16 protein-coding genes and 1 riboswitch are annotated in these 14,279 nt (G+C 47.4%); of the genes, 12 read left to right on the top strand and 4 right to left on the bottom strand.

Annotation, left to right across the window (positions count from 1 at the left end; translation table 11 throughout):
- The first annotated feature begins 58 nt into the window (after nucleotides 1-58).
- On the top strand, nucleotides 59-454 hold the full coding sequence (locus HG547_RS15235; RefSeq protein WP_037423116.1) for a hypothetical protein: 396 nt from the start codon (nucleotides 59-61) through the stop codon (nucleotides 452-454).
- A gap of 8 nt (nucleotides 455-462) precedes the next feature.
- Here the strand turns inward: HG547_RS15235 and HG547_RS15230 are convergent, their stop codons facing one another.
- The gene (locus HG547_RS15230; protein ID WP_169548283.1) at nucleotides 463-660 is read right to left on the bottom strand and encodes a hypothetical protein; all 198 of its coding nucleotides are present in this window, start codon (nucleotides 658-660) and stop codon (nucleotides 463-465) included.
- Between the two features lie 365 nt (nucleotides 661-1,025).
- Here HG547_RS15230 and HG547_RS15225 point away from each other — a divergent pair, with 365 nt between their 5' ends.
- The 4 genes from HG547_RS15225 to HG547_RS15210 all read left to right on the top strand — a co-directional run bounded on the left by HG547_RS15225 (nucleotide 1,026) and on the right by HG547_RS15210 (nucleotide 4,814).
- Complete coding sequence (locus HG547_RS15225; RefSeq protein ID WP_169548282.1) at nucleotides 1,026-1,865, top strand: PfkB family carbohydrate kinase; 840 nt, start codon at nucleotides 1,026-1,028, stop codon at nucleotides 1,863-1,865.
- Between the two features lie 308 nt (nucleotides 1,866-2,173).
- Complete coding sequence (locus HG547_RS15220) at nucleotides 2,174-3,631, top strand: sensor domain-containing diguanylate cyclase (RefSeq protein WP_169548281.1); 1,458 nt, start codon at nucleotides 2,174-2,176, stop codon at nucleotides 3,629-3,631.
- Nucleotides 3,632-3,725: 94 nt separating this feature from the next.
- The gene (locus HG547_RS15215; RefSeq protein ID WP_047538603.1) at nucleotides 3,726-4,418 is read left to right on the top strand and encodes an MOSC domain-containing protein; all 693 of its coding nucleotides are present in this window, start codon (nucleotides 3,726-3,728) and stop codon (nucleotides 4,416-4,418) included.
- Nucleotides 4,419-4,457: 39 nt separating this feature from the next.
- Nucleotides 4,458-4,814 carry a DUF4870 domain-containing protein gene (locus HG547_RS15210; RefSeq protein ID WP_037423127.1) on the top strand — a complete coding sequence of 119 codons (357 nt, stop codon included), beginning with the start codon at nucleotides 4,458-4,460 and terminating at the stop codon, nucleotides 4,812-4,814.
- Between the two features lie 87 nt (nucleotides 4,815-4,901).
- On the opposite strand, the gene HG547_RS15205 is transcribed toward HG547_RS15210, so the two are convergent.
- Both HG547_RS15205 and HG547_RS15200 read right to left on the bottom strand, forming a co-directional pair.
- The gene (locus HG547_RS15205) at nucleotides 4,902-6,818 is read right to left on the bottom strand and encodes a methyl-accepting chemotaxis protein (protein WP_169548280.1); all 1,917 of its coding nucleotides are present in this window, start codon (nucleotides 6,816-6,818) and stop codon (nucleotides 4,902-4,904) included.
- A 303-nt stretch (nucleotides 6,819-7,121) separates the two neighbouring features.
- On the bottom strand, nucleotides 7,122-8,771 hold the full coding sequence (locus HG547_RS15200; RefSeq protein WP_169548279.1) for an electron transfer flavoprotein-ubiquinone oxidoreductase: 1,650 nt from the start codon (nucleotides 8,769-8,771) through the stop codon (nucleotides 7,122-7,124).
- A 252-nt stretch (nucleotides 8,772-9,023) separates the two neighbouring features.
- Nucleotides 9,024-9,157, top strand: a riboswitch (molybdenum cofactor riboswitch).
- Between HG547_RS15200 and moaA the strand changes: the two genes are divergently transcribed.
- From moaA to HG547_RS15165, 7 genes are all read left to right on the top strand, one after another.
- Nucleotides 9,145-10,125, top strand: a complete 981-nt coding sequence (moaA, locus tag HG547_RS15195; protein WP_037425068.1) for a GTP 3',8-cyclase MoaA — start codon at nucleotides 9,145-9,147, stop codon at nucleotides 10,123-10,125. It overlaps the preceding riboswitch by 13 nt.
- Nucleotides 10,126-10,238: 113 nt before the next feature.
- On the top strand, nucleotides 10,239-10,718 hold the full coding sequence (moaC, locus tag HG547_RS15190) for a cyclic pyranopterin monophosphate synthase MoaC (RefSeq protein ID WP_011074083.1): 480 nt from the start codon (nucleotides 10,239-10,241) through the stop codon (nucleotides 10,716-10,718).
- Nucleotides 10,719-10,737: 19 nt separating this feature from the next.
- Nucleotides 10,738-10,989, top strand: coding sequence for a molybdopterin synthase sulfur carrier subunit (gene moaD / locus HG547_RS15185; protein WP_037423143.1), 252 nt, complete (start codon nucleotides 10,738-10,740; stop codon nucleotides 10,987-10,989).
- 1 nt (nucleotide 10,990) lies between these two features.
- Nucleotides 10,991-11,458, top strand: coding sequence for a molybdopterin synthase catalytic subunit MoaE (gene moaE, locus HG547_RS15180; protein ID WP_169548278.1), 468 nt, complete (start codon nucleotides 10,991-10,993; stop codon nucleotides 11,456-11,458).
- A 43-nt stretch (nucleotides 11,459-11,501) separates the two neighbouring features.
- Nucleotides 11,502-12,305 (top strand): molybdate ABC transporter substrate-binding protein, encoded by an 804-nt coding sequence (modA, locus tag HG547_RS15175; RefSeq protein WP_169548277.1) that lies wholly within the window; start codon nucleotides 11,502-11,504, stop codon nucleotides 12,303-12,305.
- An 8-nt stretch (nucleotides 12,306-12,313) separates the two neighbouring features.
- Nucleotides 12,314-12,994, top strand: a complete 681-nt coding sequence (gene modB, locus HG547_RS15170; protein WP_088586525.1) for a molybdate ABC transporter permease subunit — start codon at nucleotides 12,314-12,316, stop codon at nucleotides 12,992-12,994.
- Complete coding sequence (locus tag HG547_RS15165) at nucleotides 12,975-14,078, top strand: ABC transporter ATP-binding protein (protein ID WP_088586526.1); 1,104 nt, start codon at nucleotides 12,975-12,977, stop codon at nucleotides 14,076-14,078. Before modB ends, HG547_RS15165 begins: the two co-directional genes overlap by 20 nt.
- Nucleotide 14,079: 1 nt before the next feature.
- Here the strand turns inward: HG547_RS15165 and HG547_RS15160 are convergent, their stop codons facing one another.
- On the bottom strand, nucleotides 14,080-14,241 hold the full coding sequence (locus HG547_RS15160; protein ID WP_088586527.1) for a hypothetical protein: 162 nt from the start codon (nucleotides 14,239-14,241) through the stop codon (nucleotides 14,080-14,082).
- Nucleotides 14,242-14,279: the final 38 nt, after the last annotated feature.

The following is a 14,279-nucleotide window of genomic DNA, read 5'->3' as shown; positions in this document are numbered from 1 at the left end:
GGCTAAGGTTAGGGCAGAATGTTCACGTCCGTAAAATTATTATGCAGGATATAACGGGATGGCAATGAACGCATTATGGATACCCGCTTGGTATGAGCTTGATCCGTCGATCGTTGTGGGCGTGACTGAAGAGTTTTTATTTCATAAACCCGCTACCAATGAGGTATTAAGACTTTACAGCGGAGCGAATAAAACTGAAGCAGTTAAGGCTACTGGGGCAATTGCAAGCATTCACCACAAAGTCTTGGGGGATATTGAAAGTGTGGATGCGCAGGGGCTTGATTATACGATTGTTTTAAAAGATGGCCGTCGTTTATTGGTGAATGCTGAGGAAGATCCTGGCCTACTTTACGAATGGGTTGATGACAGTTGGCAACCGTCGGAGATGGTTATTCAGGATTGGCAACTTGAGGTCAAGTTTGCATCACTTTCGCCATTTAAGGCGGTTGACTAATTCTCGTGTTATTTTTCAGAGCAGTCAGGCTCACTTTGTTGAATCGACTGCTCTTCAAACAAGGTTTGTAGTAATCGATATTCATGTTGGATTTTTGCTACATAAACATCATGAAAATTCAGCTGATGAAATTCCTCTACGCATTGCCGATAACGGCGTAATTGTTCTTCGCTATCCATATCTTCATGCAGCCAGCCTATTAACATACGAATTCCTTTCGTCTTTATCCTTGGCACCAAGTTTAACCTTTTTCTAATTTAAGGCTCGCTTGAATCTTGGTGATATTTTTATGTTTTCATGAGTAAAGCTTACGTTTTTCAAGATTATTCATATTATTTATCATGTTCTTAATCGAACATCGTCTTTAACTGTTTAGCCTGAATGTGTGGTGTTGCTGAATTTGATTATGGTCAAGGTCTTACAACAAAAGCCCGTTTAAGCTGACATTTGATGAATAATAGGTATTAGATACTCAGATTGTGCCACCTCGCATTTTGGTCTAGATTGGGGCTCTTTTAGCCCCAAACGTGTCCCGGTTGGGCGTGGTATTCTCTTTCAATGGAGCCTTGTCATGGCAAATATTTTGCTGGTGGCCAACCTTAACTGTGACCGTGTGTTAATCCTTGATAAACCTTTAAAAACCGGTGGTCGCTTTCATTATCAAGATGGCGGTCAACGCCTAGGCGGCGGTGGGGCGAATACGGGGCTTGGACTTGTTTGGGCAGGTCATAGAGTTGCATTAGTCAGCCAAGTGGGTAGGGATGAAATGGGGGATTGGGCTATCGCCGAGGCTAGTACCCAAGGGCTTGATTGTCGTTTAGTGCAGCGCCGCGCAGGGAATACCTGCGAGATGCTACTGGTGATGACTCCTGACGGTGAGCGCACCATTATCCGCCCGCAGCGGCCAGTTTTTGAGTTATCGGTTCCACCAAAATGGCAGCATTGGGATGCGTTGTATTTTAATACATCAGCGGAAGGGACTGTAAGTTGGGCTAAAACTGCACTGGATCATTGCCTTGTGATCGCGCAACTTGCCAAGGATGATAGACCACGCCCTTGCCATGTACTACTTGCTTCTATGAGTGATATGCATGGACGATGTGATGTCGCCTCTTGGGATTACGGTGTAAGCATTGGTGGTGAATCATTACGTTATTTTGTGGTGACTGATGGTGTCCGTGGCGCGAAGGTTTATACCCAAGATGATGTGCAGCATGTGCCTGCGGTGCCTGCTGAGGTTGTCGACACCACGGGTGCAGGGGATGCCTATGCTGCTGGGCTTATTCATGGACTCTGTGCTGGCAAATCTATCACTCAAGCAATGTCTGAAGGTGCTGTTTGGGCGGCTTTTGCAGTCGCAACAGACAGTTCTATTCCTGGTGAAGCTTTAAAGCAGTATTTAGAAGCATAATGTGGAAATGGGCTGCAACCGTTAAACAATTTGGATGTCATTTTTCTGTCATCTTGGATTGATAAAGTGTGCACAGTGACGGAGAGCTCTTGTCCTTTAACGTTTGCTTGCGCTTTTCTCCCATTTTGTTGGTTCGCTTGTTTGCCTCGTTTCCCCAACGGGGCATTTTTTTACCTCGAATAATGTTATTTCGTCGAAGAACATTCATATAGCGGAAATATTGTGCGGTCATTGAGGGATTGCGTTAACATTTAGGTAACTCACCACGCTACTACAAAATAATAAGCCTACTGCTGTTGGAGTTGGAAATGGGCAATCACGTTTGGAATGATAAAAAGAAGTTTATTTGGCTACTTTCTGTGTTGTTGCTAGTTGCCTTTTTAGTGACCAGTGGTATTAGCTATAAAGTGGCCCATGACTCTTTGAGTCAGCAAATTGAAAGTAATACTTTACCTTTAACAAGCGATAATATTTATTCAGAAATTCAACAAGATCTACTACGTCCGATCTTTATTTCCTCCCTAATGGCACAGGATACCTTTGTGCGTGATTGGACATTAAACCATGAGCAAGAGCCTGAAAAGCTGATCCGTTACCTCAAAGAAATCCAAGATAAGTACGATACTGTCACCAGTTTTTTTGTTTCAGAACAGAGTCGCAACTACTACCACTCATCGGGGGTATTAAAGAAAATCCAAGATATTGAGCCTAATGATGCTTGGTATTTTCGTGTCCGTTCGTTACCAGAATCAGAACATTATGAAATCAATATTGATGCCGATACTGCTGATCGCACTAAAACAACCGTATTTGTTAACTATAAAGTTTTTGATTTTGAAGGTAAGTTTATGGGGGTTACTGGCGTTGGCCTTGCAGTTGAAAAGGTCAAGGCGCTGATTGAACTCTATCAAAAGCGTTATAACCGTCGGGTTTTTTTCACCGATAGACAGGGGAATGTCACTCTCCATGGTGATGAATATGATGGCGCTAATTCACTGCAAGCCAGCACTGGCTTGGAGCAACTATCAACGCGCATTTTAACTAGCCCAAGCGCCGCATTTAGCTATGAGCGCAACGGTAAAACGGTCTACTTAAACAGTCGATTAGTGCCTGAGTTCAAGTGGTATTTAATTGTTGAGCAAGAAGATGCTCCGCAAGAACAAGAACTGCTTAATACCTTTTGGGGGAACTTAGCCCTAAGTTTGGTCGTGACCATAGGTATTTTGTTTATTTCAAACATGACCTTAGGGCGCTATCAGCGCAAACTTGAGGTTATGGCATCAACTGACAAACTCACTGGTGCAGCTAATCGACAAGTCTTTGAAGAGTATTTCCATCAGGCATTAGACAAAGCTAATTTGTCGCAAACTCCTATTTCAGTTCTCCTTGTCGATATCGACCACTTTAAAAAAGTGAATGATAGCTATGGTCATAGTATTGGTGATTTAGTGCTAAAAACGGTCACTAACCTGCTACGTAGCCAGCTAAAACAGCAAGATATACTTTGCCGTTGGGGTGGGGAAGAGTTTTTGGTGTTATTGCCAGAGATGGATTTAAGCCATGCGGCAGAGTTGGCAGAACGTTTCCGTGATTCGATTTCTCAGCGCGAGTTGAAGGTCAATGGAGTACATATTGCTATCACAGTCAGTATTGGTGTTGCAGAATATCAAAAGCTTGAACCGGCAGAGGATTTAATAAAACGAGCCGATTTAGCTTTATATCAAGCGAAAGAAGCTGGCCGTAATCAAGTCGTGTTAAATCAGTGATACCCAGATTTTAGGGCACGCTCTATTTGTTTAGAGTATGTAATACTTAGCGTTTTTATTTGGCCCCGTGTGGCGACAATGATGGGAGTAACCAATGTCGACCTTATTGGTAAACAGATTATCGGGTTTGTATTTAGGGGCGAGCCTGCAAGAAATTAGCGGCATTTCAACTGGCATTGACGGTAAAAAATCGGCGCAGCAGTTAGTGGTAAATGTCGACCATGTGGAAGGCGATGCACAGGCTGATCCTAAACATCATGGCGGACTTGACCGAGTATTGCATCATTTTCCCCGTGAGCATTATGGTCAATACCGTCGTTGGGATTTAATCACCCAACTCGAAGATGCACCGAGCATGGGTGAAAATATCAGCACGGTTGGCTTAAATGAAACCGAGGTCAATATTGGGGATGTGCTGCAAATCGGTGAAGTGATTGTGCAAGTGACTCAGCCGCGCTCGCCTTGCTTTAAATTGAACCTGCAATTTGGCCATAGAGACTTTGCCCTTGCCATGCAGCAGAGTCAGTTATGCGGTTGGTTTTACAGAGTATTAATCCCAGGTGTGATTCAGTTAAGCGACAAGATAGAATTAGTCGAGCGTAAAACTGATATCAGCGTTGCCGAGGCGATGGCGCTGTATTTTTCTCCTCAATATAACGCTAAAGCCTATGATAGACTCGCCTCTTGTGAAGGGCTGGCACAAAGCTGGGTGAATAGCCTACAGCGCCGCTTAGCAACGCAGCAAGTCGAAGATTGGCAAATGCGTTTGTATGGGCCAAAGAGCTAATAACTTTTATATTTCAAACAATAATACAGGGAAAGTGTCATGATAGAGTCAGTGACGAAGAGCGAGAAAGATTTTGGTTTACTGGTGTATGCCTCTAGTTTAATCGGGTATTTAGTACCATTAGGCTCCATCCTTGGTCCGCTCATTTTGTGGCTCATGAAGCGTGAAGAGTCGGCTTTTGTCGACCAATGTGGGCGCAGCTGTCTGAACTTTAAGCTAAGCCTACTAATCTACGTGATCATCAGTGGGATATTAGCGTTTGTAGGCATTGGATTTATCTTGCTTATCATCCTCGGCATTTTGGACTTAGTCTGTACTATCCTAGGCATAGTTAAGGCCAGTGAAGGGCAGGTTTATCGCTATCCACTGACAATCAAGTTTCTCTCCGATAACTAATCGCCTTTTAAGTTGTGTAATAAAAACGCCTTAGGGAGATCCACTAAGGCGTTTTTGTTTCTATATCAATATCTTTGTGTTTGACAATTACACTTTAAACTTAGCTACCAAGGTATCCAAGCGGTTGGCTAGTTGATTTAACGCTAAACTGGCCTGCGCCGCAGCTTGGGCTGTGCTCGCGGTGCGTTGGGTAATGTCGTTAATTTCGGTCACGTTACGGTTAATATCTTCGACCACTGTTGATTGTTCTTCTGTTGCCGCCGCGACTTGAATGTTCATATCACTGATAAGACCAATACGATCGCTAATGCCAACCAAAGACTGGCTAGCCTCATCAACCGCTGTTACACCTTCGTGTGAGCGAGCACGGCTCTGTGCCATGGCATTAACTGCGCGGCTTGCTTCAGATTGCAACTTGTCGATCATACCTTGGACTTCGTTAGTAGAGGCTGCGGTACGTGATGCCAGATTACGGACTTCATCAGCTACTACGGCAAAGCCACGTCCCGCTTCACCTGCGCGTGCAGCTTCAATCGCGGCGTTGAGGGCTAATAGATTGGTTTGCTCCGAAATAGCACGGATCACATCGAGGATGCCACCGATAGATTTGGTATGAGTCGCGAGGGATTCAATCACTTCACCTACTTGTTCCACATCATGGGAGAGCTGATTGATAGTGTCACGGGCACGCGTTACCACCACTTGGCCGCTATTGGATTCTGTATCGGCATCTTTCGCGGCGACAGCAGCTTGGGCTGCATTACTAGCGATTTCATTTACGGTTGCCCCCATCTCATTGATGGCCGTGACCACCATCATAGTGCGGTCTTTTTGTTCATGACTATCTTCAAGGGTTTGCTGCGCTTGATTAGATACATCTTTCGCCGAGAGGCCGAGTTGTTCACTGGTCTGTGCTACCTCAATCACGGAATCTTGGATTTTGCTGATAAAGCTATTAAATCCTTGGGCAAGTTGGGCAATTTCATCTTCACCATTTACAGGTAAGCGTTGGCGTAAATCACCCTCACCTTCACCGATATCATGGAACATTGCTGCGACTTGGGCGATAGGGCGACTCACTGAGCCAGCTACCACAATGGCCAGCATGATAAAGCCCGCGGCAATGATTACGGTCCAAATTAGGATCTGGTAGGCGGCATCTGTCAGCAGGGCGAAGACTTCGGCTTCAGGTACTTGGGCAACCAAATACCAATCCATCGACGGAATATAACTGCTGGCAACAAAGGTGTTTTCACCTTGGATGTCGGTATTAATAAGATTGAAATCACTACGATTGAGTAATGAGCTCATGTTGGCGCCTGAGTACAAACTCTTGAGGCTGCTCTTGCCAATTTGGCTGGCGTCTGGATGTAGTTTTACCTCGCCTTTGGCATCGACTAAGTAGACAAACCCGGTTTTTTCAATCTTAAAAGAGTCGAGGAGTCGCACCATATCATCGAGGGATTTGGCGAGACCAACAAGTCCGCGACCGTTAGGTTGTTGATAGTTTATAAAGAGTTTTACCTCACCATTGGCTTCGGTAAATACGTTTAACATCCGCTCTTGGCCGCTATCACGATAACCAAAAAACCACCCATCTTGGGCGGGCGTGAGTACGCGTAAAAAACCGTCCTGAGTATAATAGGCTGCGGTTTGTCTATCGGCGTAGGAGGCTTGGGCCAAATGATATTGGCGGGTGATGTCCTTTAATTGGGCAACGACTTGAGGCTCTTGCTCCGGTGGACGGCCATTTTCAAGCCATTGCAGTAACATACGGCTGCTGGCGAGTTGCTCGGCGGCATTCATTAAGCTCGAAATATCTAGCTCAATCTTGTTGCGGATCTGCATCATTAGGCTGGGCATTTCCGACCCGAGCATACGCTGCTGTACCACGCTTTTTGCACTACGTTGGCTGAGGACGCCCACGAGTATGGTCGACAGCAGCACAGCAAATGTCACTGTCAGCAGGATTTTCTGCTTAATAGTAAGGTTATTCAATATCATAAATATCAATATGCCTGTGTTAGACGTTTAGAAATATCGGTCGACGTTTTCTAGCCAATAACAAGTATCGGACAGAAATGTTAAAAGTTAACCTTTGTTTAGGTCGAATGCCGAATAAAACAGCGTACAAGACATTTATTTGGCCTAACCTGTTGCTCTTGCGGTAGATCTTGTTATGTAGAGTATAGATGGAAATGAGTTGCTGATTTGAAGCATGTGATTTTTATGATGCAATTGTGGCCAAAATGTAGGGGTAAGGCAAGTAAAAAGAAGGCGCTCAATGAGCGCCTTCTTCGGTAGAGATTACATATTCGGGTAGTTTGGACCGCCGCCGCCCTCGGGCGTCACCCAAGTAATATTTTGGCTAGGATCTTTAATGTCACAGGTTTTGCAATGGATGCAGTTTTGCGCATTGATAACAAACTTCGGTTGACCCGCTTCTTCAACGATTTCGTACACGCCAGCAGGGCAGTAACGCTGGGCGGGCTCGTTAAATTGCGTCAGGTTTATCCCGAGCGGAATGCTGTTGTCTTTTAAGCGTAGATGGCAAGGCTGGTCTTCCTCATGATAGGTGCTCGACAGGTAGACTGAAGAGAGCTTATCGAAGCTGAGTTTGCCATCGGGTTTGGGGTAATCAATCTTATTGTAGGCGCTTACTGGGGCCATTTGTGCATAGTCTGGGTGTTCATCACGCAGGGTGATCGGGAACTTACCACCGAACCAGTTTTGATCTATGTAGTTAAATGCGCCGCCGAGGAAAGTGCCAAACTTGTGCATTGCTGGGCCAAAGTTGCGCGACTTATATAGCTCTTCGTGTAACCAGCTTTCTTCCAGATGGGTTTGGAAACAATCCAGATCTTTACCGCCTTCGACCTCGGCCATCATTGCCTTAGCTAAGGTTTCAGCCGCGACAATGCCGCTCTTCATGGCGGTATGCGTGCCTTTGATCTTGGCAAAGTTTAAAGTGCCCGCATCGCAACCAATCAGCAAACCGCCGGGGAAACTCATCTTCGGCAGTGAGTTCAGGCCGCCCTTAGTGATTGCGCGAGCACCATAGCTCAAACGCTCGCCGCCAGTTAAGTATTTGGCGATAACTGGGTGAGTCTTATAACGTTGGAATTCATCGAATGGGCTTAAATGGGGATTTTTGTAGTTGAGGTCGATAATCAGACCCACGGCAATTTGGTTGTCTTCCATATGATAGAGGAAGCCACCACCCGAGGCACCATCGGTTAATGGCCAACCACCTGTGTGCACCACTTTCCCTTGTTCGTGTTGCTCGGCGGGCACTTTCCAAATTTCTTTAAATCCAAGGCCGTAATGTTGTGGTGTTTTACCATTATCTAAGTGGTATTTTGCGATTAGCTGTTTGCCTAGGTGACCACGGCAGCCTTCTGAGAACACGGTATATTTGGCGTGAAGCTCCATGCCGGGCATAAAGCTGTCTTTGGGTTGGCCATCGGCGCCGACGCCCATATCGCCAATCAGGATACCCTTCACGCTGTTATCTTCATTGAAGAGTAATTCGCTGGCGGCAAAGCCGGGGAAAATTTCTACGCCGAGCTCTTCGGCACGGGTCGCGAGCCAACGGCAGAGATTACCTACGCTGACAATATAGTTGCCTTCGTTGTGCATGGTTTTCGGCACAAATGCATTGGGCATGAGTTTGCTGTCGGTAGCGGAGTTGAGTAGATAGATTTCATCGTGGGTCACGGCTGTGGTGACGGGGGCGCCTTTATCACGCCAGTCGCTGAATAGCTCGTCTAATACCCTTGGTTCGAATACGGCGCCTGATAGAATATGCGCGCCCACTTCGGAGCCTTTTTCTACCACGCAAACGGTAATTTCTTTACCTGAATCCTTTGATATCTGTATTAATCGACACGCAGTCGCCAAGCCAGCTGGGCCAGCGCCGACGATAACAACATCGAATTCCATTGATTCGCGTTCCATCAGTTCACCTTTTCCTTCGCTTATCCCCAATTTATATCGGGTGTTGTAGTTTGTTTGTAAACGGGCGTTTTATTACTAATGTCCACCTTACCTCAAAATCACCGCATGGCACAGGGGCTAAGCAGGCTGTTTAGCCTAAAGAGTGACAAATCTTTGGGTGAGCACTGTCACAGATTGTTCACGCTCAGTTGAAGCGGATCAAGAAATACCTGTTTAGGGGTATAGCTAGCCAATACTTTCGGCTTATAATCACGGCTGACGGTTCTCCGAGCTTGCCTACCTAAGTCAACAGATATGGTGGTGTAGCCGTGGCAATAAGGCCACTGGGGTGAGTAAAGAAATGCACTCGCCTCCCACACTTGGAAAGGTGATCATGTCTCAATTACAAGACAATTTTGGTCGTAAATTTCATTACTTACGGATGTCAGTCACTGACGTTTGTAACTTCAAATGCAGCTATTGCCTCCCCGATGGTTATCATCCCAATGGCAAGCAACAGTTTTTATCTCTCAGTGAGATAGAAAACTTGGTGTCCGCATTTAGCCTCGTTGGCACTCAAAAAATCCGTATTACTGGCGGCGAACCCACCCTGCGTAAAGATTTTACCGATATCATTCGAGTGGTCGCCGATAATCCGCGTATTCATACTGTAGCCACTACCACTAATGGGTATAGGCTCGAGAAGCATGCCCAAGAGTGGTTCGATGCTGGTCTGCGCCGCATCAATGTGTCGGTGGATAGCTTAGATCCCAAGATGTTTTACCAGATCACCGGCGAGAATAAGTTCGACGAGGTGATGCGTGGTATCGATGCTGCATTATCAGCAGGCTTTGAGCGCGTAAAAGTCAATGCGGTATTGCTCAAAGGCATGAACGATAAAGATTTACCGCGCTTTTTGAATTGGATTAAGCACACGCCCATCGATCTGCGTTTTATTGAGTTAATGGAAACCGGCCTTGGCCGCGAGTATTTCCAAGCCCACCACTTAGCGGGGGCCGATATTAAAGCTCAGTTGCTTGCCAACGGCTGGCAATTGGATACACCCCGTGCCGACGATGGCCCTGCGCAAAACTTCAGCCACAGTGACTTTAAGGGCCGTATCGGCTTGATCATGCCCTACGCCACGAATTTCTGCGCGAGCTGTAATCGCTTGCGGGTCTCGGCCAAAGGTAAGTTGCACTTGTGCCTGTTTACCGAGTCCGGTATTGATTTGCGTGATCTACTGCAACACCCGAGTCAGCAAGCGGAATTAATCGAGCGGTTACACGGTCAACTGGCACAGAAGAAAGAAACCCATTATCTGCATCAGGGCATTACTGGCGTAACTCAGCATTTGGCCTCGATTGGCGGTTAATCTAACTTAGGTTTTAGTCTGCTTATCGCGTTATCTTTCATTTAGTTAGGTTTCGCGATTGCGCTCAATTTCCCATATGCTTGAATTTAGCAGCAGTTTAAAGGATCGCTTCAATGAGCAATGTATTTACCCATATTAATGCCGACGGCAATGCCCACATGGTCGATGTGACCGAGAAAGCCGTGACCGAGCGTGAGGCCCGTGCCGAAGCCTTTATCGAGATGGCGAGCACGACCCTTGAGATGATCATGAGCGGCAGCCACCATAAGGGCGATGTATTTGCCACCGCCCGTATCGCAGGGATCCAAGCGGCGAAAAAGACTTCTGATTTAATTCCGTTATGCCATCCATTAATGCTAACCAAGGTCGAAGTCGAACTTGAGGCTCAGCCTGAGCACAATCGTGTGCGCATTACCAGCCTGTGTAAATTATCCGGCAAAACCGGTGTCGAAATGGAGGCGCTCACAGCGGCCTCTGTTGCAGCGCTGACGATTTACGATATGTGCAAAGCCGTGCAGAAAGACATGGTGATTTCGCAGGTGCGCCTGCTCGAAAAACGCGGCGGCAAGTCGGGACACTTTAAAGCTGAATAACGTAAAGCGAGATAAGAATATGATTAACGTGTTGTTTTTTGCCCAAGTTCGTGAGCTTTTAGGTACGGCACAACTGAGTGTTGAAGCGAGCGAGCAGACACAAACTGCGGAAGGATTACGGGCAACTTTAGCGGCTAAAGATGATAAATGGGCCAAAGTGTTAGCCTCGGATAAATTACTGGTGGCGGTAAATCAAACCATCAGTCAGTGGGATACCCAAGTGAGTGATGGTGATGAAGTCGCCTTCTTCCCACCTGTGACCGGAGGTTGATATGCGTTTACTGCCGAATGTACGGGTGCAAACCGTCGATTTTAATGTGGCTGATGAGTACCACCAATTAGCCCAAGATAATAGTGATGGCGCCGTTGTGACTTTTGTTGGCAAGGTGCGCGACTTTAACGATGGCTCAGTGGTGAGGGAGCTGACCTTAGAGCACTACCCTGGTATGACGGAGCGTGTTCTTGAGCAAATCGTTGCCGAGGCGCGCGAGCGTTGGCCGCTCAATAAAGTCACGGTTATCCACCGTGTTGGCACTATGGCGCTGGGTGAGCAAATTGTGTTTATTGGTGTCACCAGTGCTCATCGCAAGGCTGCCTTTGCGGCCTGCGAATTCTTAATCGACTTTTTGAAGACCAAAGCCCCTTTCTGGAAATTAGAAGCTGGGGACAAGGGCAAGAATTGGGTCGAGGCCAAGGATGCCGACGAGCAAGCGGCGCAAGTTTGGCAACACAAAGACTAACGTAAGACTGAGCTAGCAGCAGGCGAGACTGAGAGGTGAGTTTATGCACGGTGTGACAGGGTTAGGCAAAATCTGGAGTCTAGTATTTTCTCTAGCATTGTCGTTCAGTGTTGCCTTGATGCCTGCAGTTAGCCGCGCCGAAACTGTGCCTGCGATTGCGGCCGCTGCCAATATCAAGTTTGCCCTCGATGATATTGTTAAAAACTTCAGCGCTGAAACCGGACTTAAGGTGCGGGTATCCTACGGCTCGTCGGGGAATTTTGTCGCGCAAATTCAACATGGTGCGCCATTTGAAATGTTGCTCAGCGCCGATGAGCGTTATATCCATGAGCTGCAAAAAGCGGGCTTTACCCGCGATGAAGGCGTGCAATACGCAGTGGGTCGCCTAGCCTTAGTCGCCCCAAACAAGTCCCCTTTAACCTTGGATACTGAACTTAACGGCGTAAAAGCCCTACTCGCCGCGGGTAAGTTGGAGCGCTTTGCGATTGCCAACCCTGAACATGCGCCCTATGGCGAACGCGCCCGTGAACTGTTGCAAAAATTAGGCTTGTGGGATGGTCTACAAACCAAGCTAATCCTAGGTGAAAATGCCTCCCAAGCGGCGCAATTTGCCGTGAGTGGCTCCACCCAAGGCGGTATTATTCCGTTATCCCTAGCCTTAGCGCCCCAGTTTAAGGCCTTAGGGCAAGCAATTGCTTTACCCGAAGATCTTCACGGCCCACTTTATCAGCGTATGGTGTTAACGCCTAAAGCGGGGGTAACTGCGGAGCGTTTTTATCAATATCTTCAATCTGATGCCGCCAGAGTCGTATTCCTGCAATACGGATTTGGTCTACCCGCTCAGTAAGGCCAGACATGGATTGGCAGGCGCTTTGGTTATCGGTCAAACTCAGTAGCATCACAGTATTGGTGTTGATCCCGCTGGCGATCCTGGCTGGGCGCGCCTTGGCCTATCGTCAGTTTGTGGGTAAGTCCTGGGTTGAGGCGCTCATCATGGTGCCCCTAGTCTTACCGCCAACTGTGATTGGTTATTACTTGTTGGTGGGGCTTGGCAGCCAAAGCTGGTTAGGGCAATGGTTAGAGCGCCTAACCGGGCAGCAGTTAGTGTTTCATTTCTCGGGGTTAGTGCTGGCATCCGTGCTGGTGAATATTCCGTTTGCGTTGCAACCGATACAGCGCGCCTTTGAAGCGGTTCCCCATGATGTGCGCGATGCTGCGGCTTGTTGCGGCATGAGCAAACTTAAAATTCTACTTAAAATTGAATTGCCTATGGTCTGGCCGGGGGTGTTGACCGCCATAGTGCTGTGTTTCTCCCATGTACTCGGTGAGTTTGGGGTCGTGTTGATGATGGGCGGGAATATCGCTGGCGAAACCAAGACGATATCGATCTCCATTTATGACAGCGTGCAGGCCTTCGATTTTGGCGCAGCAGGTACTATGTCTCTGGTATTGCTGTTATTTGCGATTACCGCATTGGCTCTAACTACCAGTTTGTCACGGCGTTTAGGAGGTCAGGGTGACGCAAATCATCGCTGATCTGCATTGCCAGATCCAAAACCATAAGCATATAAAACTGAGTGCCGAATTTAGCTGTAAGGCGGGTGAGGTGTTAGCGGTCGTTGGGCCTTCAGGTGGCGGTAAGACGACGTTACTGCGGATGATCGCTGGGCTGAATCATCCCGACACGGGCAGTATTGTGTTTGGTGAAACGCCATGGTTCGACAATAAAAGCCGCACCGCGCTAACGCCGCAGCAGCGCCATATTGGCTATATGCCACAGCATTTTGGCTTATTTCCCAATCTTACCGCGCTCGAGAACGTGGTTGCAGGGCTTGACCATATTCCCAAGTCGGAGCGAGTTGCTAGGGCGAAGGATTGGTTAGAACGGGTTAATTTACATGGTTTGCCCGATAGACTGCCTATGCACCTCTCCGGTGGTCAACGCCAGCGGGTTGCGCTTGCTCGCGCCCTTGCCCGTGAACCTTCAGTGCTACTGCTCGATGAGCCATTTTCAGCGGTGGACAGAGAAACTCGTGAGCGTTTGTATCTCGAACTTGCTCGACTCAAAGAGCAACTGCTTTGCCCAGTGATTATGGTGACCCACGATTTAAACGAAGCACTGCTGCTGGCCGATTCGATGATCTTGATTAGCCAAGGCCAGATGTTACAGCAGGGTGCGCCGTTTGAGGTGTTATCGCGGCCACGTAACGAGGCCGTTGCGCGGCAGATGGGCTTAAGGAATATTTTCGATGGCGAAGTGGTGTTTCAAGATCGCACTAAAGACATCACCTGGCTCAAATTTGGTGAGCAGCTGATCGCCAGTGATTTTGGCAAAGACCGCAGTGTTGGCAGTAAAGTTCGCTGGGTCATCCCCAATCAGGGTATTCGATTTAACGCCATTTCAAATGGACGTTTATGCCGTAGTTTTAATAAGTTAGATGTGACTATCGACTCTTTACTTGTGATGGGCGAGTCGGTGCGGGTCGTCTGTTATGCTACCGGGACTAAACTACAGCTTAATACGGAAGTGTCACTTCATCTCGCACAGAAGCTTGGCCTAACTAAGGGGATGCAAACCACGGTTGCGCTCAAATCTGAGCAAATTCATATTTTAGAGTAGGTTAATGACGTTTTTTACCTAGTAATCCCATCCAAAATGTTCCTTCCAACAGCATACCTAAGATGATAAACGTCACGGCGCTTGTGGCGCTGCCATAGGCGTAGGCGCTTAATGCTGCAAGCAGTAGCAAACTTAAGCTAATCCAGCGTGTAATTGGTTTCATATGCACTCCGATTTAAATAGCCGTTTAGTTGACTCTAG

Source organism: Shewanella sp. DNRA4, assembly GCF_012843185.1.
Taxonomy (GTDB): Bacteria; Pseudomonadota; Gammaproteobacteria; order Enterobacterales; family Shewanellaceae; genus Shewanella; species Shewanella xiamenensis.
Note: the sequence above shows the minus strand (reverse complement) of the source record. Positions and strands in the feature narration are given on the sequence as shown.